Source organism: Bradyrhizobium sp. (genome assembly GCF_049798375.1).
Classification (GTDB): Bacteria; Pseudomonadota; Alphaproteobacteria; order Rhizobiales; family Xanthobacteraceae; genus Bradyrhizobium.
In genome coordinates, this window is the sequence record NZ_JBARGP010000220.1 from 1 (window position 1) to 19987 (window position 19987).

Genomic DNA, 19987 nt, shown 5'->3' on the forward strand with positions numbered 1-19987 from the left:
TCGGCGCCGCGCTGCACCAGCATGTCGCTGTAGCCGCCGGCATATTCGACCCACTTGCCGTTGGCTTCGGGCACGATCACCGAGGTGACGACGCGATCGAGGAAGTCGCGGTCATGGCTGATCAGGATCACGGTGCCTTCGTAATCGCCGAGCATGTCCTCGAGCACGTCAAGCGTATCGAGGTCGAGATCGTTGGTCGGCTCGTCCAGCACCAGGAGGTTGGAGGGCTTGGCCAGCGCGCGCGCCAGCATCAGCCGGCCGCGCTCACCGCCTGAGAGCACTTCCAGTGGCGTGCGCATCTGCTCACGCGCGAACAGGAAGTCCTCCATGTAGGCAACGACATGCTTCGGCTTGCCGGCGACCATGACGTGGTCGCCGCGGCCGCCGGTCAAGGCCTCGGCCAAGGTCGACTTCGGATCGAGGCTTTCGCGGTGCTGGTCCAGCGTCGCCATTTCGAGGTTGACGCCGAGCCGCACGCTGCCGCTGTCCGGCTCGCTGGCGCCGGTCAGCAGATTGACCAGCGTGGTTTTGCCGGCCCCGTTGGGGCCGACGATGCCGACACGGTCGCCGCGCTGGATGCGGATCGAGAAATCATCGATGATCTTGCGGTCGCCGTAGCTCTTCGACGCGCTCTTGGCCTCGATCACGAGCTTGCCGGACTTGTCGGCCTCGCTGGCTGCGAGATTGGCGCTACCCGCCGCGCCGCGATAATCGCGCCGCTGCTGTCGCAGCGCGTGCAGATTGGCGAGCCGCTTGACGTTGCGCTTGCGCCGGCCGGAGACGCCGTAGCGCAGCCAGTGCTCCTCATTGACGATCTTGCGATCGAGCTTGTGCTGTTCGCGCTCTTCTTCCGCCAGCACCTCATCGCGCCAGGATTCGAAGGCGGCGAAGCCGCGCTCGATCTCCTTGATCTGGCCGCGGTCGAGCCAGGCGGTGGCACGCGACAGATTGGTGAGGAAGCGGCGGTCATGGCTGATCAGCACCAGCGCGCTGCGTCGGCCGTCGAGTTCGTTCTCCAGCCATTCGATGGTGGTGAGATCGAGATGGTTGGTCGGCTCGTCCAGCAACAGGATGTCGGGCGAGGGCGCCAGCACCCGTGCCAGCGCCGCGCGTCGCGCCTCGCCGCCGGAGACGTGCGCAGGGTCCTCCTCGCCGGTGAGGCCAAGCTGCTCGATCAGGTAGCGGGCCTGGTAGTGGTTGTCGCCGGGGCCAAGGCCGGCCTCGACATAGGACAGCGTGGTGGCATGGCCGGAGAAGTCCGGCTCCTGCGGCAGATAGCGCACCGTGGCGCCGGGCTGCACGAAGCGGCTGCCGGAATCCGACTCGACGAGACCCGCCGCGATCTTGAGCAGGGTCGACTTGCCGGAGCCGTTGCGGCCGATCAGGCAGACACGCTCGCCGGGTGAGACCGACAATTCTACGCCGGACAGCAGCGGCGTGCCGCCGAACGTCAGCTTGATATCTTTCAGTTGAATCAGCGGGGGCGCCATGGTTCTAACTTTGCTTCTGCGCGGACAGCTCCGCGCGCTGGCGCTGAATACGTCGAATGGTCTGATCGAGTGCCGACAGGAATGTCGAACGGTCGCGCGGCGTGAAACCACGCGGACCGCCGGTGATTTCGCCGGACGAACGCAGGTCGGTCATTAGATTGCGCACCGCCAAGGTCATCCCGATCGATTGCTCCGTGAACGGCTTGCCGTTCGGCGCGATCACCTCGGCGCCCGCTTTGACGCAACGGTCCGCCAGCGGAATGTCCGCCGTGATGACGATGTCGCCGGGACCGGCGCGCTCCGCGATCCAGTCATCGGCCGCATCCATACCGCCACCCGCCGCCACGCGCTCGATCAGCGGGTCCTGGGGCACCCGGATGAAGTTCCCGGCGACCACGGTGACCGGCAGGCCATGCCGGGCAGCAACGCGATAGATCTCGTCCTTCACGGGGCAGGCATCGGCGTCGACATAGATGCGGGTCGGGTTCAATTCGGCGGTCTTCCGCGGCTGTTTCGGGTCCGGGGGGTGGTATCCCATCGCGCGCGAAATTGCGAGCCAAACGAACATCTTGCCTACCCACGACCGGCGGCTACCATCACGGCAAAGACAAGGACAGAACGGGAGATGCCAATGGCGCGCGCGCTCGAAACCCATGTTCTCGAAACCCATAGGCTGGAGGCCTACAACACGGCCAAGCAGTCCGAGAACAAGATGCACGACGACACCGTGGCGCGCCGCTTCGGCTTCGCCGGCGGGTTGGTGCCGGGCGTCGACGTCATGGCTTATATGATGCACCTGCCGGTCAGGCAGTGGGGCCGCGCCTTCCTGGAGCGCGGGCTGATGGATGCGCGCTTCCTGAAACCCGTCTATGACGGCGAGACCGTCGAGGTCGGCGGCAGCGAAAGCGACGGCGTGCTGACGATCGAGGTGATCAGCCGTGGCGAGCTCTGTGCCACCGGCTCGGCGTCGCTGCCTGCAGTGCTGCCCACGTTTGCACTCGCCGATTTCAGGGATGTGGCGCCGATTGCCGAACGTCGGCCGGTCGGCGCTTCGTCGTTTGTCGAAGGCAGTTGGCTCGGCACCGCGCCGCGCGCCTGGCCCGGCGCAACCGGTGTGGCCTATCGCGCTGATATTCGCGAGAGCGATCCAATCTACGCGCACGATGGACTCGGCCATCCCGGCCTGCTGCAAAAGGTGATGAACCGGCTGCTGGTCGACAACGTGATCCTGGGTCCGTGGATTCACGTCGGCAGCCGCATGCAGATCCTGTCCGTGCTGCAGCCGGACGACGAGATCACGGCGCGCGCCAAGGTGATTGGCAATTACGAAAAGAAGGGCCACCGCTTCGTCGAACTCGACGCGCTGGTGATTGCCAACGGCAGGACCCCGCTGGCGCATTGCCATCACGTGGCGATCTACCAGCCGCGCGAGCAGGCGGCGGCGTAATAAGAAGCGCGGCGTTCTGAAAGAGGCACGCGGCCTTCTCCACAAAACGTCGTCATTCCCCGCGCATGCGGGGAATCCAGTACGCCGCGGCTTCTCGGTCAATCACAGCCGTCTCTGGAATACTGGATCGTCCGCCTTCGCGGACGATGACAGCTGAGTTTGTGGCGGTTCTTGCGAACGACGGCATCGAGCGTGAGATGGCAACGCGGCCCATTCCCACCGCGCCGCCATCAATCGCATCACGCCGCCTTGTTCGCCTTCGCATCCTGGATCGCGCGCCAGACTTTTTCCGACGTCAACGGCATATCGAGGTGCTTGACGCCGTAGTCCGACAGCGCGTCGATGACAGCATTGACCACGGTCGAGAGCGAGCCGGCGCAGCCGGCCTCGCCGCAGCCCTTGGTGCCCAGCGGGTTGGTCGTGGCCGGCACCGGGTGATCGCCGACCGCCATGGTCGGGATGTCGGTGGCGCGCGGCAGCGCATAGTCCATGAACGAGCCGGTGATCGGCTGGCCGTGCTCGTCGTAGCGCACATGCTCCATCAGCGCCTGGCCGATGCCCTGCGCGACGCCGCCGTGAAGCTGGCCGGCGACAATCATCGGATTGACCACGGTGCCGAAATCATTAACGCCGGTATAGCCGACCACCTGCACCACGCCGGTGTCCGGATCGACCTCGACCTCGGCGACATGGCAGCCGTTCGGGAAAGCGGATGCGGTCGTCTCGCTATTGTGGTCGACGTCGAGCGAGGCCGGCGCGCCATCGGGCAGCTTGCCTTCGCGCATCCGCTGCGCGAGTTGCATGATGTCGATGGCGCGGTCAGTGCCGGCGATGGTGAAGCGGCCGTTGCCGAACTCGATATCGGCCTCGGAGGCTTCGAGCAGATGCGAGGCCGCCTGCTTGCCCTTGGCGATGACCAGCGCCGAGGCCTCGACGATGGCTTGGCCGGTCGCGGTGATCGAGCGCGAGCCGCCGGTGCCATTGCCGAAGCGGACGAGATCAGAGTCGTTCTGCTCCAGGCGGATCTTCTCGAAGGGTACGCCGAGCTGGCTCGAGAGTACCTGCGCGAACGGCGTCGCATGGCCCTGGCCGTAATCAAGCGTGCCCGTCGTCAAGGTCACACCACCATCGGCGTCGAAGGTGATCTTGCCGAGCTCGCCGCTTGGTGGCGCGGTGACCTCGAGATAGGAGCCGACGGCGATGCCGCGCAGCTTATTGTTTTTACGGCTCTCGCGCTTGCGCTTGGCGAAATTGGCGTGGTCGGACATCTCCAGCGCCTTTTGGAACACCGCGCCGAAATCGCCGGAATCATAGGTGACGCCGGAGGCGGCCGGGAACGGCATCTGGTTCGACTTGATGAAGTTGCGCTTGCGCAAGGTCAGCCGATCGATTCCCATCTCGTCGGCAGCGGCGTCGATCAGCCGCTCCATGAAATAGTTCGCCTCGGGCCGGCCGGCGCCGCGATAGGCGCCCATCAGAGTCATGTTGGTCAGCACCGTCTTGATGTCGACGCCGAGTAGCGGCGTGCGATAGACGCTGGCGAGGTTCTTGCCGGTGTTGAGCGACAACGGGCTCGGCGAGACGCCGCTGATATAGGCGCCGAGATTGCCGTAGCCCGTGAGATGCACCGCGAGGAACTTGCCGTCGGGATCGAGCGCCAGCCTGCCGTGAATGATTTGGTCGCGGCCCTGGCTGTCGGACAGGAAGCTGGTCGAGCGCTCGTCGCGCCATTTCACCGGCCGCCCAAGTGCCCGCGCTGCATGCAGGATGCAGATATATTCGGGATAGCTGATGTTCTTCATCCCGAACGAGCCGCCGACATTGGCGGTGAGGATGCGCACCTTGTCCGGCTTCACGTTCAACAATTTCGCCAGCGTCGCCTTGTTGCCGGCGACGCCCTGGGTCGGCACCTGGATGGTGAAGCGCTCGCTCGCCTTGTCGAAGGAGGCCAGTGCGACGCGCGGCTCCATCGACACCACGGCGACGCGGGTGTTGACGATGTCGAGCTTGGTCACATGGGCGGCGCTGGCGAAGGCCGCCTCGATCTTGGCGGTGTCGCCGAAATGGTAATCCAGCGCCACATTGTTCGGGATATGGTCGTAGAGCAGTGGCGCGCCCGGCTGGGCAGCTTCCTCGGCATTGGTGACAGCGGGCAGGGGCTCAATGTCGACTTCAACCGCCTCGGCGGCGTCGCGCGCCTGATTGGCGGTCTCTGCGACCACGAAGGCGACGGGATCGCCGACATAGCGCACCTTGTCGGTCACCAGCGCCGGCCGGTTGGTCTGCAATACCGGCGATCCGTCCCGATTCTTCAGCGGCAGGCCGCAGGTGAAGGGTCCGTAGCCGGATGCGGCGAGGTCGGTGCCGGTCCAGATCCCAAGCACGCCGGGCATCGCCCGGGCGGCCGCGGTGTCGATGCCCTTGATGATGCCGTGGGCATGGCTGGAGCGGACGATCCAGGCATGGGCCTGGTCGGGCAGGTTGAAATCGTCGGTATATTTGCCCTGGCCGCGGACCAGCGTGTCGTCCTCTTTGCGGCGGACCGGCTGCCCGACACCGTATTTCTGCAGCGCCATGGCGTTTTCAAGGGAGGCCGGGGAGGTGTAATCTTGCATGGAACAAGGCCCTGAAAGGGGGATTAGCGGCGAAATCGCGCTCTGTTCCAGATAATCCACCCCCCGCCTCCCGACAACGCCCGATTGGGCATGTCCGTAACCCTTGACGGCGGGGCTGTTGCATAGGCGCTTGGCACTGCTAATGTTTCATCAAAGACACATTCCTAGCGGGGGCCGGATGGCCCAGCGGAAAGACCATTTGAATGATCAATGATACGCGGCTCCGGGAGGATCTCGAGCCGCGCGGGAACATGGAGCCCCGGCTGCAGCCGGGTCCGGATCCCGTCGCGACAGGCTGTGCCGCCAATGAGAGTGGCGGCAATGTCTACGCGGCGCTGGACCTCGGCACCAACAATTGCCGGCTCCTGATCGCCTGTCCCTCGGGCGATAGTTTTCGCGTGGTCGATTCGTTTTCCCGCATCGTCCGGCTGGGCGAAGGCATCTCCACCACCGGCTGCATCAGCGAGGCAGCCATGACCCGCGCCATTGCGGCGCTTTCGATCTGCCGGGACAAGATCGAATCGCGCAAGGCGCGGCGGCTGCGGCTGATCGCGACCGAGGCCTGTCGCGCGGCCTCCAACGCCGAAATCTTCCGCGATCGGGTGGCGGCCGAGGCCGGCATCCGGCTCGAGGTGATCGATCGCAAGACCGAGGCGGCGCTCGCGGTCAAGGGCTGCGCGCCGCTGCTCGATCCCGGGGGCCGCGGCGCCATTCTGTTCGATATCGGCGGCGGCTCCAGCGAGTTGGTCCGGATCGAGCGTGATCCGGCCGAGAAGGACGCCGAGCCGCGGATCAAGGCGTGGATGTCGATCCCGCTTGGCGTGGTGACCCTGGCCGAACGTTTCGGCGGCCGAGACGTGACGCCGCAGATCTATGCCCAGATGATCGAGGCGGTGACGGAGCACGTGGCGCCGTTCGCGGCCGAGCATGGTGGCGACCTCGACGGCATGCACCTGCTCGGCACCTCCGGCACGGTGACGACGCTGGCCGGTATTCACCTCAATCTGGCCCGTTATGACCGCCGCCGGGTCGACGGGATCTGGATCAATGATCCAGAGATCACGCAAACCATCGCGCGACTTCTCGCCATGAACTATCGGGAGCGCGCCGAGAACAACTGCATCAGCGTCGATCGCGCCGACCTCGTGCTGGCGGGCTGCGCCATACTGGACGCGATCCGGCAGGCCTTTCCTCTGCCGCGCCTGCGGGTCGCCGACCGGGGTCTGCGCGAGGGCATGCTGGTCGAGATGATGCGCGAGGACGGCGCGCTGCGGACGGCGTAGCGAATGGATCTTCACCCTCCCCTGGAGGGGAGGGTCGATCGCGAAGCGATCGGGGTGGGGTGAATCTCAACGGCGGTTTCGCGGTTCACCCCACCCCGTCTCACATTTCGCTGCGCTCGTGCGAGCCGACCCTCCCCCTCCAGGGGAGGGTGGCAACCTGTCGAGCGGCCAGTGCTCGGAATGATCACGAAGTTAGGCGTCTCATAGGGCGACAAGAGACCACCATGGCCAAAGACACCACCGGCCGCATGCATGTGCAGGTCAAGACCGGCGGCAAGCGCAAGCACTCCTCGAAGCTCTGGCTGGAGCGGCAGCTCAACGATCCCTATGTGGCGCAGGCCAAGCGCGACGGCTATCGCTCGCGCGCGGCCTACAAGCTGCTCGAGATCGACGACAAGCACCGTCTGCTCAAGCCCGGCATGACCGTGGTCGATCTGGGCGCGGCGCCCGGTGGCTGGAGCCAGATCGCGGCGCGGCGCGTCGGCGCGGACCGCGGGCGTGTGATCGCCATCGACCTGCTGGAGATGGGCGAAATCCCCGGCGTCACCTTTGCCCAGCTCGACTTCCATGCCAACGACGCGCCGGACCGACTGATGGCGATGCTGGGCAGCCGCGCCGATGTCGTGCTGTCGGATATGGCCGCCAACACCACCGGCCATCGCAAGACCGACCAGCTCCGCATCGTCGGCCTGGTCGAGCTCGCGGTGCATTTCGCCGGTGAGGTCCTGAAGCCCGGCGGCGCGTTCCTGGCCAAGACCTTCCAGAGTGGCGCCGACGCCGAGATGCTCGCGCAGTTGAAGCGCGACTTCGCCAGCGTTCGTCACGTCAAGCCGGCCGCGAGCCGGCAGGATTCATCCGAGCGTTACGTGCTGGCGATGGGGTACCGGGGCCGTGCCGAGGTCGACGGCGAATAGCGTCGAGATGTCGTAATCTCGCTGCCTTTCACGTTGCATCGACCCGATACGATCTCATCGGTCCGAGACCCGCGTTTTCATCAATGGTGCCGCGCCCTCACAGGCTGGTGTTTCGCGACCACAGATCTTATGTGCAACGCCGGAGTATTGCGGAGCAGCTTGATGTCAGAGCGTCCTGTCGATCGTCGTCGTCTATCTGCGGGCGTGCTCACCAGCGGCGTGCTGTCGCTCGCCGCCGTGTCGCTTGTGATGTTGTCTGGCCCCGCCCAAGCGCAAAGATACGATCTGCGCTATCCAGTATGCATGACGGTCTACAGCGGACCCTTTGGCGGCGAATGGATCGATTGCAGCTACGACTCGCTGCCACAATGCCGCGCCTCGGCATCGGGGCGTTCGGCGATGTGCAGCATCAACCCGTATTTTGTCACCGCGCCGGGCGTGCCGCGCTTCCACGGACATCATCGGCGCGCCGGCTGAGATTTCGCAATCCGCACCAATGAATGATTGAAGCGCCGGGGACCGTGGTGTCACGGGCGATTGCGGCGTCACGGCGCGCTTTTCATCGTGTGGCCGATCCGCGTAGCGCGCGACGCGTAGTTATCAGTCAGGTTATTTAGTTACCTGATTATATCAGCTAATTAGCTCCGCCTGTTTCCGTGTTAGTTGACGACATCTGAGCACGAAACTGCCTGCATATCAGGGTTGCGATGAATTATTCGACACGAAGAAGTCACTCGTCGTCGAGATGAATCGCGTGGATACGACGTAATGAACAGTACGTCACGCCCGGAACAACCCGCATCAATCGCTACTGATAGTTTCTCTCCATTCAGCGTTGCGATTTCCGACACGCTTCCGCCCTGAGTTCGCAATTTGTTGAACGGCAATGTGTCACTCGTAACCGGCTTGCGAGTTTGCATGATAGTTATCATGCGATAAACCATCTGATGCATGTCGTGTGTGTACGAACGAATTCGCAGAGGGCGGTTCGTGAGTGCAGGCGGTGGTGTGTTCGCAAAGGCGGGCGCGCAGGGGTCGCGTGAGCCGTCCGATAACTTGGAGAATTCTGCAAATGAAGTCGATTCGGGGACTGCTTCTGGGCACAGGAGCAGTGATATTCGCTACGGCGGGGGCGCAAGCAGCCGATCTTCCCTTGAAGGCCAAGGCGGTCGAATATGTCAGGGTCTGTTCTCTGTACGGCGCCGGCTTCTATTACATTCCCGGCACGGACACCTGCATCAAGCTCGGCGGCTATCTGCGCGCCGAGACCGCGCTCTGGACCAACAGCAACTATGGCGGCGCCTACAATGGTGTGGCCGGTGCACAAAATCGCCTGAGCAACACCTATCAGATGCGCTCGCGCGAAGACTTCAACATCGACACCCGGACCGCGACCGAATACGGCGTCGTCCGTACCTATGCCGACCTGGTGTTCACCTGGACCTCGGGTTCCTATAACGGCATCGGCAACGGCGGCACCCAGTATTCGACGGGTGCGGCGAACTCGTCCGGCCTGACTTCCGTCAACGGTCTCAGCACCGATGGCATCTCGGGCGGTTCGCTCGGCGTGTACTATGCCTTCATCCAGTTCGCCGGCTTCACCATGGGCAAGGCGGTGTCGTCGTTCGACGCTCCCTGGACCAACTATCCGGGCAACAATTTCGACGGCCTGGTCGGCGGCAGCGGCAGCAACAACGGCGTCAACCAGTTCACCTATACCGCCGATTTCGGCCAGGGCATCTCGGCCTCGATCTCGGCCGAGGATCAGTCGCAGTTCTTCACCACCGCAATCTGGAACACCTCCGGCATCTCGTCCAGCGGCGTACTGGGCGGCAACTATGGCGTGAACGCGCTCGGCGGTACGGTATCTCCCGACATCATCGGCAACATTCGTGTCGACCAGGCCTGGGGCCTGTTCCAGGCGTCGTTCGCGGCGCATGACAACCACGCGGCCTATTATGGTGCGACCGAGATCACCGGACACCCTGAAGACAAGTGGGGCTGGGCCGGACAGCTCTCGCTGTCGATCAAGAACATCCCGACCGGAGCCGGGGACGTCATCAACGTCCAGGGCGTCTATACCGACGGCGCCAGCCGCTATAACTTCCAGAGCTTGGCCAACACCAACTATGCGATGTATGGCGGTTCGGACTCCGCGTACCAGAGCATCGGCTTTGCCGGTGTCTCGGATGCGGTGTTTGCACCGGGAACGGGCCTCTCGACGGTCAAGACTTGGGGCATGCGTGGCGCCTACACCCACAACTGGAATCCGTACTGGAACTCGGCTGTCTACGGCGCTTACGCCGCAGTCAACTATGGCAGCACCGGTTCGACGCTGGTCTGCGCCGGCATTGCCGCTACGCATCTCCTGACCGCGGGCTCGACCTGCAATCCGGACTTCAACATCAGCCAGATTGGCACGATCACGCGGTGGACACCGGTCAAGAACCTGACCTTCTCGGGCGAAGTCACCTACACGCATCTTGACCAGAAGTTCAGTGGCTCTGCCACTGCGCCGGCGATCTCGGGCGTTGCCAAGCCGGCGGCGGTCTACCAGTTCAAGGACCAGGATACGGTGAGCATGCTGCTGCGTGCTCAGCGTAATTGGTGATGCTGTAACAAGTTAAACCTCCAGCATGCTCCACGGATCTCCGGCGATGCCCCGCCGGAGGTTTGTGCTTTTTTGCGGCCGATCTGTTTCGCGCTGTTACGCCAGCGCCTAAGCGGGCAGGGGCTCGTTAACCGCGGATTGAACACAACTCGCCACACCGCGTGCAACCGGCGGCGGGCGTTCGATTTCCGTCGCAATCGCGCGGCGCACCGGCTATCCTGTGTCGATGACACGCATTTCGCTTGCCTCGATCGCCGTTCTCGCCGCGCTGGTGCCGGCGCTCGCGCTGGCGGCGCCCGCTCACAAGCGGCCACCGCAGAAATGGCACGGCTACGGCTTCCTGCCGGGCTACCATCAGCCGCCGAACAACACCGTGCCGGTGTTCGGCGTGAACGGTGCTCCGCGCGGCCGGCGCTATGCGTCGCGACGGCATTGGTACATCGATCCGACGCCGGAATATCTGAACTACGATGACGGCGAGTGGCACTATTTCGGCCGTCCCGGATTCTTCCGCGGCCACTATAATGGCGGCAGCCTCGGTCCGTGCTGGACACGGACCCCGGTCGGACTGGTCTGGAATTGCGGATAGAGCCTTTTGTTTTGACGCGTTCCTAACGCGAACCGGCCTCTATCTCGCTTGAAAGCGCGCTAACAGCTGCTCGCGCCGGGATGCCCCGCCAACCGCGCCAGCATTGCGTTGAATGCGGTCTTGATCTTGCGGATGAAGGGATCCTTGTAGGCGAGCTCACCGTCCTCGCCATGAACCAGCATGGACGCATTCACCTCGAACAGGACGAGATCGCCGGAGCTGTTCAGCCCGCAGTCGACGCCAAAATATTCGAGGCCGATGCGCGCCGCGATCATTCTCAATGCCTCCATGTGATGCTTGTCGAAAAAGCGGTCCGGATGCTCCAGGAATGACCGTTCCTCGTCCCGAACCCAGCTCAGATCTCGCATGTCGGCACTGTCACGATGCAGTTTCCAGTCGCGTCCGACCGCAAGATGGTACGGAAAGATCTCTCCGGCAACGAAGATGAACCGGTACTTGCGGAAATAGCCGTCGGCCGAGCGGTAGTCGATATACTCGATCAGATAGTGATCGCCGTCCGGCTGCGCGGCAAGCTCGGCGTCGAGCGCCGCGACATCCTCGACCTTCTCGAAGTGATCGCCGCCGTGGGTGCCGGCCGGCCTCACCAACAGCGGAAATGCGAGATCGAAGCCGAGGGCGGTGCGCTGCTGGTCCGCCACAAGACGGAAGGTCTTCGGGATCCTGCATGCCGGAATGCCGGCCAACATTTCGTAGGTGGCGTCACGCGTCGTGCGAGCCACCTGCGCGGGATGATTGACGATGGGTGCTCCGGGCCGCTCGGCCAACTCGGTTGCAACCGGCAGCACCTCTGCAGATTGATCGGCATCGGAAATCAGGTTCACGACGACGCTGTAAGTGGCGGGAAGAACCACGGCGATATCGGTCGACGGCAGCAGGGCAAGGGTGTCGGTGTCGTAATCGACATTCTTGAACAGATATCCAGCAGGCGTATTGCCGGCAAAGGGAGCGTAGAGCGCGAGGACCTTGAAGTCTGCGGGCTCCTTGACCGCCGGGCGATGGATAATCGGGCGGATCGCCGCAGCCTTGACGTAGGCCGCTTGCGCCGCGCTGATGTTGCCCTCTGACTGGTAGATGCCGCCGATCCAGTAAAGCGGCTCGGCATTGGTCGGATCGAGCTCGTAGGCCTTGTTGAAATACTCGATCGCAAGTTCGGTCTGCTGCAGCTCATAGCTGACGGTCCCGAGATCGTGCTGCAAGCGGCCATCATGTGGCCGCTCCCCGGCGAGCTCGATCAGCAACTGCTTGGCAACAAGATATTGCTTGGTCGCGATGAGCGCCTTCACGAGATTGGTGCGCGACGCCCAATGAGCGGGATCGCGGGAGATTGCCTGGAGGAGATAGTCGATGGCTTCGGCGGCCTTGCCTTGTTGCAGATGAGCGACGCCCAGATTGCACCAGCAGCCGGTCAGATGCGGCGCGAGCCGCAGGGCCGCCTTGTAGTGCTCCGCGGCCGTCGCGGCTTGGCCGACGGCCATCAATGCGTTCGCCACCGCGGCGTGCAGCCGCGCGCGCTCGACCTCCGAACCCTGCTGCTCCGGATTGGCCTCGGCGAGCCCGCGAGCGGCCTCGAGCGCCGCGATCGCGATGTCATGCCGACCTTGGGCGCACGCCTGGTCCGCGGTCTTCAGCAATTCGGCGATGTCAGTCCCGGCAAGAGCGGAGCTTGCGGCAGGCGCGGTATTCATCAGGCTGATATCCCCAGCTTCGGCTTCGATGGTCCCCGTTGCTGACCTGAATGCTGCAGGCGGGCGCAGGAGGCAGAACCGCGAGCAGCGTGTCCCATAGCAAGCTGTCCAGAATCACGGCAACGGCGCAGTGAGTCACCAAGGTGCATAAGGCGCAAGCCCTGATGGCTTAAATTCCAGCAATGTGAATGAAAGGGCACGCATGATCCCAGCTACATTTTTCAGCATCCGCGCGCAACGAGAAATGAAACAAAAGGCGTCGTCTCTTGTTCGTGACAGACAAGAGCCGGGGCTTAGGAACTCGGGTAGGCATTGAGGAAGCGCTCTTTCGGAGTGTGACTCCAACCGAAAGAGAGGCCCGATGGCCGATAGATTCGACGACCGTCCGCTCGCCGCCGGCATTCCTCCGAGCCAAACCCAGAACATCAGACGAGCCGCGCTAGCAGGCGAGGAGCATCGCGGCCGGCATCCCGTGATCTTGCGGGTGTCGGCGGTCGGGGTCGCCGGGATCCTGTCGGCGCTGATGGTGACGGCGGTGATTCCACCGATCGTGGCTGACCAGTCGGACCGCGCCGTGGTCGACGCGCCTGTCACACTTTTGACAGCACCGATCGGCGGCGAGATTGGCGCGCTGAATGCCAGTCCGGGCCTCAATGTGCATTCTGGAGACCGCCTGGCCCAGGTGACGAATCCACGGCTCGATCGCACCACGCTGATCTCGCTGGAGGAACGGGCGTCGGATGCGCGTGAGAAGCTCGATGCCACTCGGGCCAACCGGCAGTCGGATCGCAGCTATGTCGCCTCGCTCGATCAGGAGATCAGTAGCCAGGTCGCGCAGCTCAGGGCGCAGTTGCAGTCGCAGATCGACGAGTTGCGGGCCCGGGTTGCCCAGTCCAATGCGATGAGCGGCGAGAAGAAGGCACTGGTCGATCGGCAGAACAGGATGGTGGCCCGCGACACCGCCAGCATCGAGATGCTGAAACCGACGGAGCAGCAATATTCCGCTGCCCTGCATGCGACCGATGCAGAGAACGCCAAGCTCAGCCAGAAGACGAGCCAGCTCAGCGCCTTGAACAACGGCATCTATGTCGGCGACGATCTGGTTGCGCTCAATACCCTGGCGCAGAAGCGCCGGGATATCGATCTGGATGCGCGGCGGATGGAGATCGAGGAGAAGCAGCAGACGTCCCTGCTGGCCGATCTGCAGCATCTGATCGACGCCGAGCGGCAGCGGCTGGCGACCCTTGCGGCCGCCGATGTCGTCTCTGCGGGGCAGGGCAAGGTGTTGACCGTCGGCGCCGAGATCGGGCGCCACGTCAGTGCCGGTGATACCATTGCCTCCGTCGTCGACTGCGACAAGCGTTTCGTGGTCGCAATTTTCTCCTATCGGCAGGGTGAGAGCATGAAGCCCGGCACGCGCGTTCGCATCTCCGGCGGCTCGCTGCATCACGGCGTCGTCAGCGCGGTGCTGCCGAAAACCAGCGACAAGGTCGACGAACGTTTCGCCGTGCCGTTTCCGCAAACCGAACGCCGCGAGCTTTATGTGATCATCGCGCCTGACGGGCTCGACGTTCACAATGCGGTCGACGATGGCTCCGTCGCCACGCCGGCCTGCACGGTCGGCCAGTGGGTGACGGTCACGCGCGACAACGGCATCGTGCCGTCGATGTCGGTGACCTGGCGTCATCTCGGCAATCTGATGGCCGCGTGGACGGGGTACGACCGGGCGTCGGCCGCCGGGTCCGAAACTTATCACCAGGGCGTCAGAAAACTCAAATCCGCGCTGCGCGCGCCGGCGCCGGAACAGCCGCCGCAGCCCCGCGAGCAGTGGCTGACGCGAGCGGCGGCAACTTCGCAATGATGCGCGCGATCATCCTCGCTTTGTCGTTCGTGCTCATGATCCCCCGCTCATCCGCAAACGCCGAGGCCGGCACCAGCTTCTGCAGCGGCCTGCAGCAGGCGGTGGCGACGCACGTGCGCGGCAATGGCGCGGTCTTCATCCGGAGCTACGAGCCGGGGGCGGACGAGGCAATGCTGCCGATGGGGCTTGCGACCACCGCCTTCACCTATGACAACGCGCTGGTCGTGATCGCGCTTGTCGCCTGCGGCGATGTGGCGAACGCCAGGCCGATCGGCAATGCGCTCGTCAGCGCGGCGCTGCATGACCGCAGCTTCGGGGATGGCCGCATCCGCAACGCTTACCGCGCCGGCCCGGTGGGCGAGGGACCGCCGCTGTTGCCCGGCTGGTGGGATCAGCGCAACCGGCTCTGGGCGGAAGATCCGGCGCAGGACGGCAGCTCGACCGGCAACGTGGCCTGGGCCGCGCTCGCGCTGCTGACGCTGCATCAGGCGACGCAGGATCCGCAGGATCTGGCAAGCGCGAAGCGCCTGATCGATTGGGTGATCGCAAACACCGCCTGTGACGACGGCTTTTGCGGCGGCTTCCACGGCTATGATCCGCAGCAGGTCCGGCTGACCTGGATGTCGAGCGAGCACAATGTCGATGTCTGGGCTGCGGCGCGCTGGCTGTTCCGCCTGACACACGAGTCAAAATACGACGAGGCCGCAAAGCGGGCGCGCCGGCTGCTCGATCGCAGCTTCCGCGGCGACCACTTCCTGCTCGGCACCAAGCCGGACGGCAGCCCGGCCGACGATGGCTTGCTGGCGCTCGACGTGCAGCTGTGGCCGTGGATGGCGTCGACTGATGCCCCCGCAGAATGGCGCAAGGCGCTCGGCTTCGCGCAAGCGCATCTGGCGGTCGACGGCGGCTTCGACTTCAACGGCGACCGCGACGGCGTGTGGGTCGAGGGCACGGCACAGGCGGCACTGGCCTATCGGATGGTGGGCGATGCCGCGGCCTATACGCGTCTACTGGCCGGCTTGAGGGCCGACCGAACCGAGCTTGGCCTCCTCAATGCGACCCGCACGGCGCGGGTCACGACCGGATTGTCGATCGATCCGACCGGGACCGCCACCACGCCCGACTTCTTCTACTACAAACGGCCGCATCTCGGCGCGACCGCCTGGGCCGTGCTGGCGGAGACCGGCTGGAATCCCTTCACCGGCGAAAAGGTGCCCTGATGTTTCCGACCGCAAGCAGCGAGGCGTCGGTGCTCACCATCGACATTGGCATCCTGATCGGCCTTCTGGTGATGGCGCGGCTGCTGGATCCGTCGCGCAGCCGCGATCGTCTGCTGTTCGGTGCGACCGCGGCCGCGTTCCTGATCATCTATGCGCTGTGGCGGTGGAACGACACCTTGCCTGCCTTCGAGCTCAGCGCGCAGGCGCTATGGTCGCGGCTGTTCATCGCGTTTGAATTCATTGCGCTGCTCTACACGCTGATGTCGATCATCATCCTGGTCCGCAGCATCGACCGGAGCGGGCAGGCGGACCTCGCCCAGCGCGCAGCTGCTGAAGAAAACATCTATCCCGCGGTCGACGTCTTCATCTGTACCTATGACGAGCCGCTGGAGGTGGTCGAGCGCGCGATCCTTGGCGCGCTGGCGCTGGACTATCCCAATTGCACAGTCTGGGTGCTCGACGACACCAGGCGCGACTGGCTGCGCGACTACTGCGAACGGGTCGGCGCGCGGCATCTGACGCGGCCGGACAACAAGGGCGCCAAGGCCGGCAACCTGAACAATGCGCTGGCCGCGACCGCGCGGCGCTCCAACGCACCGATCATTCTGGTGCTGGATGCGGATTTCGCGCCGCGCGGCGATTTCCTCAAGCGCACCGTCGGACTGCTGCTCTCCGAGCCCGACATCGCCATCGTGCAGACGCCGCAATTCTACTACAACGCCGATCCGATCCAGCATAATCTGCTGGCGGCGCAGAGCTGGGTCGACGACCAGCGCTTCTTCTTCGACGTCTTCCAGCCGGCCAAGGACGCCTGGGGCTGCGCGTTCTGTGTCGGCACCTCCTTCATCGTTCGCCGCGACCGGCTCGAGCAGATCGGCGGCTTTCCGCATGCGGCAATCTCCGAGGATCTCAATCTCAGCTACACCATGCTGAGGCGTGGCCACCGCACGGTCTGGCTCAACGAGCCGCTCAGCTTTGGCCTCTCGGCGGAAGGCGTGCCGGAATACATCACGCAGCGAACGCGCTGGTGCCTCGGGACCATCCAGGTCGCCTTGCTTCGCGACGGCCCGCTTCTGGGGCGCGGCTACAGCTTCACCCAGCGCTGGCATCTGCTGCATGGCGTGCTGAACTGGCTGTGCAAGCCGTTCATGGTGCTGCTGCTGATCGCGCCGCCGATCTACTGGCTCGGCGGCCTGCCGGCATTCGAAGCCAATTACCTGTCGTTCCTGCGCTACGGCGTCCCGGCGCTGCTCGGCCTGATCGTCTATATGGGCTGGATCTCGCGTTCGCGGACATTGCCTTTGTTCATGGCGGCGACCCATGCCATTACCTGCTTCGCGGTCACGGCGACCTTGCTGAGCGCCTGCATCAAGCCGTTCGGCCGCCCCTTCAAGGTGACCGACAAGGGTGGCGACCGCTCGAGGCCGCGCGTGCACGGCAAGCTCGCGCTCACCTTCGGGCTGATTGCCGCAAGCTCCGCCGCCAGCATCGTCTGGGCCTTCATCTCGCCTTATGCGGCGAGCGAGATCTCCGCGATCGACTTCTTCAACCTGCTGTGGGCCGCCATTGCGATGCTGATCGCCTTCACCGCCTTTCTGGTCTGCTTCGAGTTGCCGCGCGGCGAGGATGTGTTCGCAGTGGATGAGCAGGGTTGGTTGACACAGGGCCATGCTGTGAGTGAATGCCGGGTGGCCGCATTGTCACTATCGTCCGCGCGCCTGATCTGTTCGGCAGAATTGGTGATCGATCGATCTGATGAACCATTTCAGGTCCATCTGGACGGGCTCGGATGGGTCGATGCATCGATCGTTTCTCGATCGGGTCAGGCGTTGCTGGCAGGGCTGCAGCCGAGCTTCGCGCAGCGGCGGCAACTGGTTGTCCGCCTATTCAGTTCCTCCTACGGAGTCATCGCCGATCGCGCCCGGCTGCGCGGCGCACTCGCCGGTCTTGTCCGTCGCGGCTTCATCGGACGATAAGGGTGAGAGGTGAGCCGAGCGTTACTCAGCATAGCTCGTATCTCTCCGCGAATGTGTGCTCGCCAGCCGTCCCGACGGTCGATCACCTCTGCGCTTCCTCGATCTTGTCGAGGACGCGCTCCGGCGCGATGTCTTTCGATGCCTCGTGCAGCTCCGTCTTGGCGTCCGGCTCGATCCCCATTCGCTTTGCCATCTCGTTCAGGAGCATCACGACCTGCGTGAGCTCGTGCTCGGTGAGCAGACTGATCTGCAGATCGAGATCGGCGCGCTTGTCGGCTTCCGCCGCCATTCGGTTCTGGGATATCAGCACGAAGGTCGAGAGGAAGATCGCTTCGACGGACGCGATCATCGCCAGCACGACGAAGCTCTCGTCCCAGGCCGGCACGCCGGGCACGAGATGCAGGTTGGCGACGATCCAGAATCCGAACACGGCCAGGTGCAGATAGACAAAGACCATTGACCCTGTGAAACGGGTGATCGCATCGGCGACCTTCTGCTGCGCGGTCGCTTCCTTCTCTTCGCGCTTGCGGCGGTCGACCAGCGCCTGAATGTTGCGTTCCAGGGCGGGGGTGAGCCCCGGGCTAGCGACGGGAGGCGGTGCGAGTTCTTGGGTCATGGGGTGAAAACAAGATGTGCCTGGAACCGTTCCACTGACGAGGTCCGTACGCAGCGCGCGCCATGAGCAGCCGCTGCGAGTGACTCGCTCTTATCTGCGAACAGCGAGTCCGATAGCCCGGACAGGCCAGCATGGCTCCGCCAGCGGGTATGAGGCAAGGCTGGTGGTGCGACGACCGGCCTGCTGTATGCTGCCCGACAACGGTCCGTAAGGCCGGCGGAATTGACGAACAGGAGGAAACATGACGACGCGACGTGACTTCATCAAGACGGCTGCGGCCGGTGTCGGAGCTGCAACGCTGGGAACCGCCAGCACTGCCCAGGCCGCCAGCCCGAGTGCCGGCCCGCACCAGATGCCCCGCGGACTGACCCTGCTGTCGATCGAGCAGGCCGATGGCAGCGAGACGCTCGGCGTCAAGCTTCCGAACGGCATTCTCGACGTCGCACAGGCGGGCAAGGCACTGAAGATCGATGCACCGTTGGCCCTGGACAGGCTTCTGACGTCGGGCAATGCCGCGTCGCTCGAGCAGCTGATCTCGGCGGCGAAGGACAAGCAGGAGTTCCTTAAGGACGAGGCGTCGCTCAAGTTCGGGCGCCTGTTCACTAATCCGGGCAAGATCGTCTGCGTCGGGCTGAACTACAAGGCACATGCGGAGGAGGCGGGCGAGAAGCTGCCGAAGGAGCCGATCCTCTTCAATAAGTACAACAATACGCTGGCCGCCCACCACTGCACGATCAAGCTGCCGCCGCGTGAGGTGTCATACAAATTCGACTACGAAACCGAACTGTTGATCGTGATCGGCAAGACTGCCCGCAACGTCTCCGAGGCCGAGGCCCTCGACTACGTCGCCGGCTATGCGATCGGCCATGATTTCTCCGCGCGCGACCTGCAGCTCGAGACCGGCGGGCAATGGATGGTCGGCAAGACCCTGGATGGCTTCGCGCCGATCGGACCCTACTTCGTCTCGGCCGATCAGGTCGATCCGAACAATCTCACCATCGAGACCTTCGTCAATGACGAAGAGAAGCCGCGGCAATCGTCCAACACGGCCAAATTCATCTTCAATCCGCAGAAGGTGATTTCCTACACGTCGCGGCTGTTTGCGCTCCAGCCGGGCGATATCATCTTCACCGGCACGCCGTCTGGCGTGATCGTCGGCATGCCGAAGGACAAGCAGGTCTGGCTCAAGGCCGGCGACCGGATCACAAGCCGCATCGAGAAGCTTGGGACGCTGAAGTTCGACCTCGCTTAGCTCAGCCAACTCCTCCTGACCAACAGTCCGATCCGCCGGAAAGCACGCGGGTCGGACGAGAGGAAGCAATCAAGTGGCCCGCGGCTTTCTCTGCGCTGGCTCTCGCGCAAACCGCTTTCACCATGGCATCTGGTTCATCGTCGATGGCGGCATGAGCACGTTGTACGTCTGCTTGTGCTGTTAAGGCCGCGCATGCGGTGTTTTGGTTTGGTCCTTCGCCGGCCATTGCTCGGACAGCTCGGGTAGCTGGCGCTCCTTGCCAGTCATCCGCTCGACCTCCATCACATAGACGGTGATCACGTCAAGTCTCGGGAAGAAGTTTTTAGGCCGCATCGAGTCCGGCTTGCCGTATTTCTCCATCAACCTTTCGCAAAACCATTGTCTGGTCGCGACATCCTCGGCGACGC

The 19987-nt window shown here is 64.0% G+C and carries 16 protein-coding genes; 10 read left to right on the forward strand and 6 right to left on the reverse strand.

The genetic code is table 11. The annotated features are described in order from the left end of the window. Together WA702_RS09405 and WA702_RS09410 are read right to left on the reverse strand one after the other, a co-directional pair. The coding region (locus WA702_RS09405; RefSeq protein WP_425110245.1) for an ABC-F family ATP-binding cassette domain-containing protein at positions 1-1490 on the reverse strand (1490 nt) is incomplete at its 3' end. Positions 1491-1494: 4 nt separating this feature from the next. Then, the gene (locus WA702_RS09410; RefSeq protein ID WP_425110259.1) at positions 1495-2028 is read right to left on the reverse strand and encodes a YaiI/YqxD family protein; all 534 of its coding nucleotides are present in this window, start codon (positions 2026-2028) and stop codon (positions 1495-1497) included. Positions 2029-2121: 93 nt separating this feature from the next. Between WA702_RS09410 and WA702_RS09415 the strand changes: the two genes are divergently transcribed. Next, positions 2122-2937, forward strand: a complete 816-nt coding sequence (locus WA702_RS09415; protein ID WP_425110246.1) for a hypothetical protein — start codon at positions 2122-2124, stop codon at positions 2935-2937. A 239-nt stretch (positions 2938-3176) separates the two neighbouring features. On the opposite strand, the gene WA702_RS09420 is transcribed toward WA702_RS09415, so the two are convergent. Further along, entirely contained in the window at positions 3177-5552 is a 2376-nt protein-coding gene (locus WA702_RS09420) for a xanthine dehydrogenase family protein molybdopterin-binding subunit (RefSeq protein ID WP_425110247.1), read from the reverse strand. Positions 5553-5755: 203 nt separating this feature from the next. Here WA702_RS09420 and WA702_RS09425 point away from each other — a divergent pair, with 203 nt between their 5' ends. From WA702_RS09425 to WA702_RS09445, 5 genes are all read left to right on the forward strand, one after another. Continuing rightward, on the forward strand, positions 5756-6835 hold the full coding sequence (locus WA702_RS09425) for a Ppx/GppA phosphatase family protein (protein WP_425110248.1): 1080 nt from the start codon (positions 5756-5758) through the stop codon (positions 6833-6835). A gap of 224 nt (positions 6836-7059) precedes the next feature. Beyond that, positions 7060-7749 (forward strand): RlmE family RNA methyltransferase, encoded by a 690-nt coding sequence (locus WA702_RS09430; protein WP_425110249.1) that lies wholly within the window; start codon positions 7060-7062, stop codon positions 7747-7749. Positions 7750-7911: 162 nt separating this feature from the next. Next, a complete protein-coding gene (locus tag WA702_RS09435; protein WP_425110250.1) occupies positions 7912-8226 on the forward strand; it encodes a DUF3551 domain-containing protein in 315 nt (104 codons plus the stop codon). Positions 8227-8821: 595 nt separating this feature from the next. Continuing rightward, on the forward strand, positions 8822-10360 hold the full coding sequence (locus tag WA702_RS09440) for a porin (RefSeq protein WP_425110251.1): 1539 nt from the start codon (positions 8822-8824) through the stop codon (positions 10358-10360). A gap of 226 nt (positions 10361-10586) precedes the next feature. After that, positions 10587-10949, forward strand: a complete 363-nt coding sequence (locus tag WA702_RS09445; RefSeq protein WP_425110252.1) for a hypothetical protein — start codon at positions 10587-10589, stop codon at positions 10947-10949. A gap of 59 nt (positions 10950-11008) precedes the next feature. Here the strand turns inward: WA702_RS09445 and WA702_RS09450 are convergent, their stop codons facing one another. Beyond that, the gene (locus WA702_RS09450; RefSeq protein ID WP_425110253.1) at positions 11009-12655 is read right to left on the reverse strand and encodes a tetratricopeptide repeat protein; all 1647 of its coding nucleotides are present in this window, start codon (positions 12653-12655) and stop codon (positions 11009-11011) included. A 361-nt stretch (positions 12656-13016) separates the two neighbouring features. Between WA702_RS09450 and WA702_RS09455 the strand changes: the two genes are divergently transcribed. The 3 genes from WA702_RS09455 to WA702_RS09465 are packed head-to-tail and all read left to right on the forward strand — an operon-like array spanning position 13017 to position 17712. Next, positions 13017-14516: an HlyD family efflux transporter periplasmic adaptor subunit gene (locus WA702_RS09455; RefSeq protein ID WP_425110254.1), complete on the forward strand. Its 1500-nt coding sequence runs from the start codon at positions 13017-13019 to the stop codon at positions 14514-14516. A gap of 35 nt (positions 14517-14551) precedes the next feature. Further along, positions 14552-15736: a hypothetical protein gene (locus WA702_RS09460; RefSeq protein ID WP_425110260.1), complete on the forward strand. Its 1185-nt coding sequence runs from the start codon at positions 14552-14554 to the stop codon at positions 15734-15736. Further along, a complete protein-coding gene (locus WA702_RS09465) occupies positions 15736-17712 on the forward strand; it encodes a glycosyltransferase (protein ID WP_425110255.1) in 1977 nt (658 codons plus the stop codon). Before WA702_RS09460 ends, WA702_RS09465 begins: the two co-directional genes overlap by 1 nt. 82 nt (positions 17713-17794) lie before the next feature. On the opposite strand, the gene WA702_RS09470 is transcribed toward WA702_RS09465, so the two are convergent. Continuing rightward, positions 17795-18328: a DUF1003 domain-containing protein gene (locus WA702_RS09470; RefSeq protein ID WP_425110256.1), complete on the reverse strand. Its 534-nt coding sequence runs from the start codon at positions 18326-18328 to the stop codon at positions 17795-17797. Between the two features lie 241 nt (positions 18329-18569). Here WA702_RS09470 and WA702_RS09475 point away from each other — a divergent pair, with 241 nt between their 5' ends. After that, complete coding sequence (locus tag WA702_RS09475; RefSeq protein WP_425110257.1) at positions 18570-19580, forward strand: fumarylacetoacetate hydrolase family protein; 1011 nt, start codon at positions 18570-18572, stop codon at positions 19578-19580. A gap of 180 nt (positions 19581-19760) precedes the next feature. On the opposite strand, the gene WA702_RS09480 is transcribed toward WA702_RS09475, so the two are convergent. Continuing rightward, a partial coding sequence (locus tag WA702_RS09480; protein WP_425110258.1) for a hypothetical protein occupies positions 19761-19987 on the reverse strand: 227 nt, incomplete at its 5' end.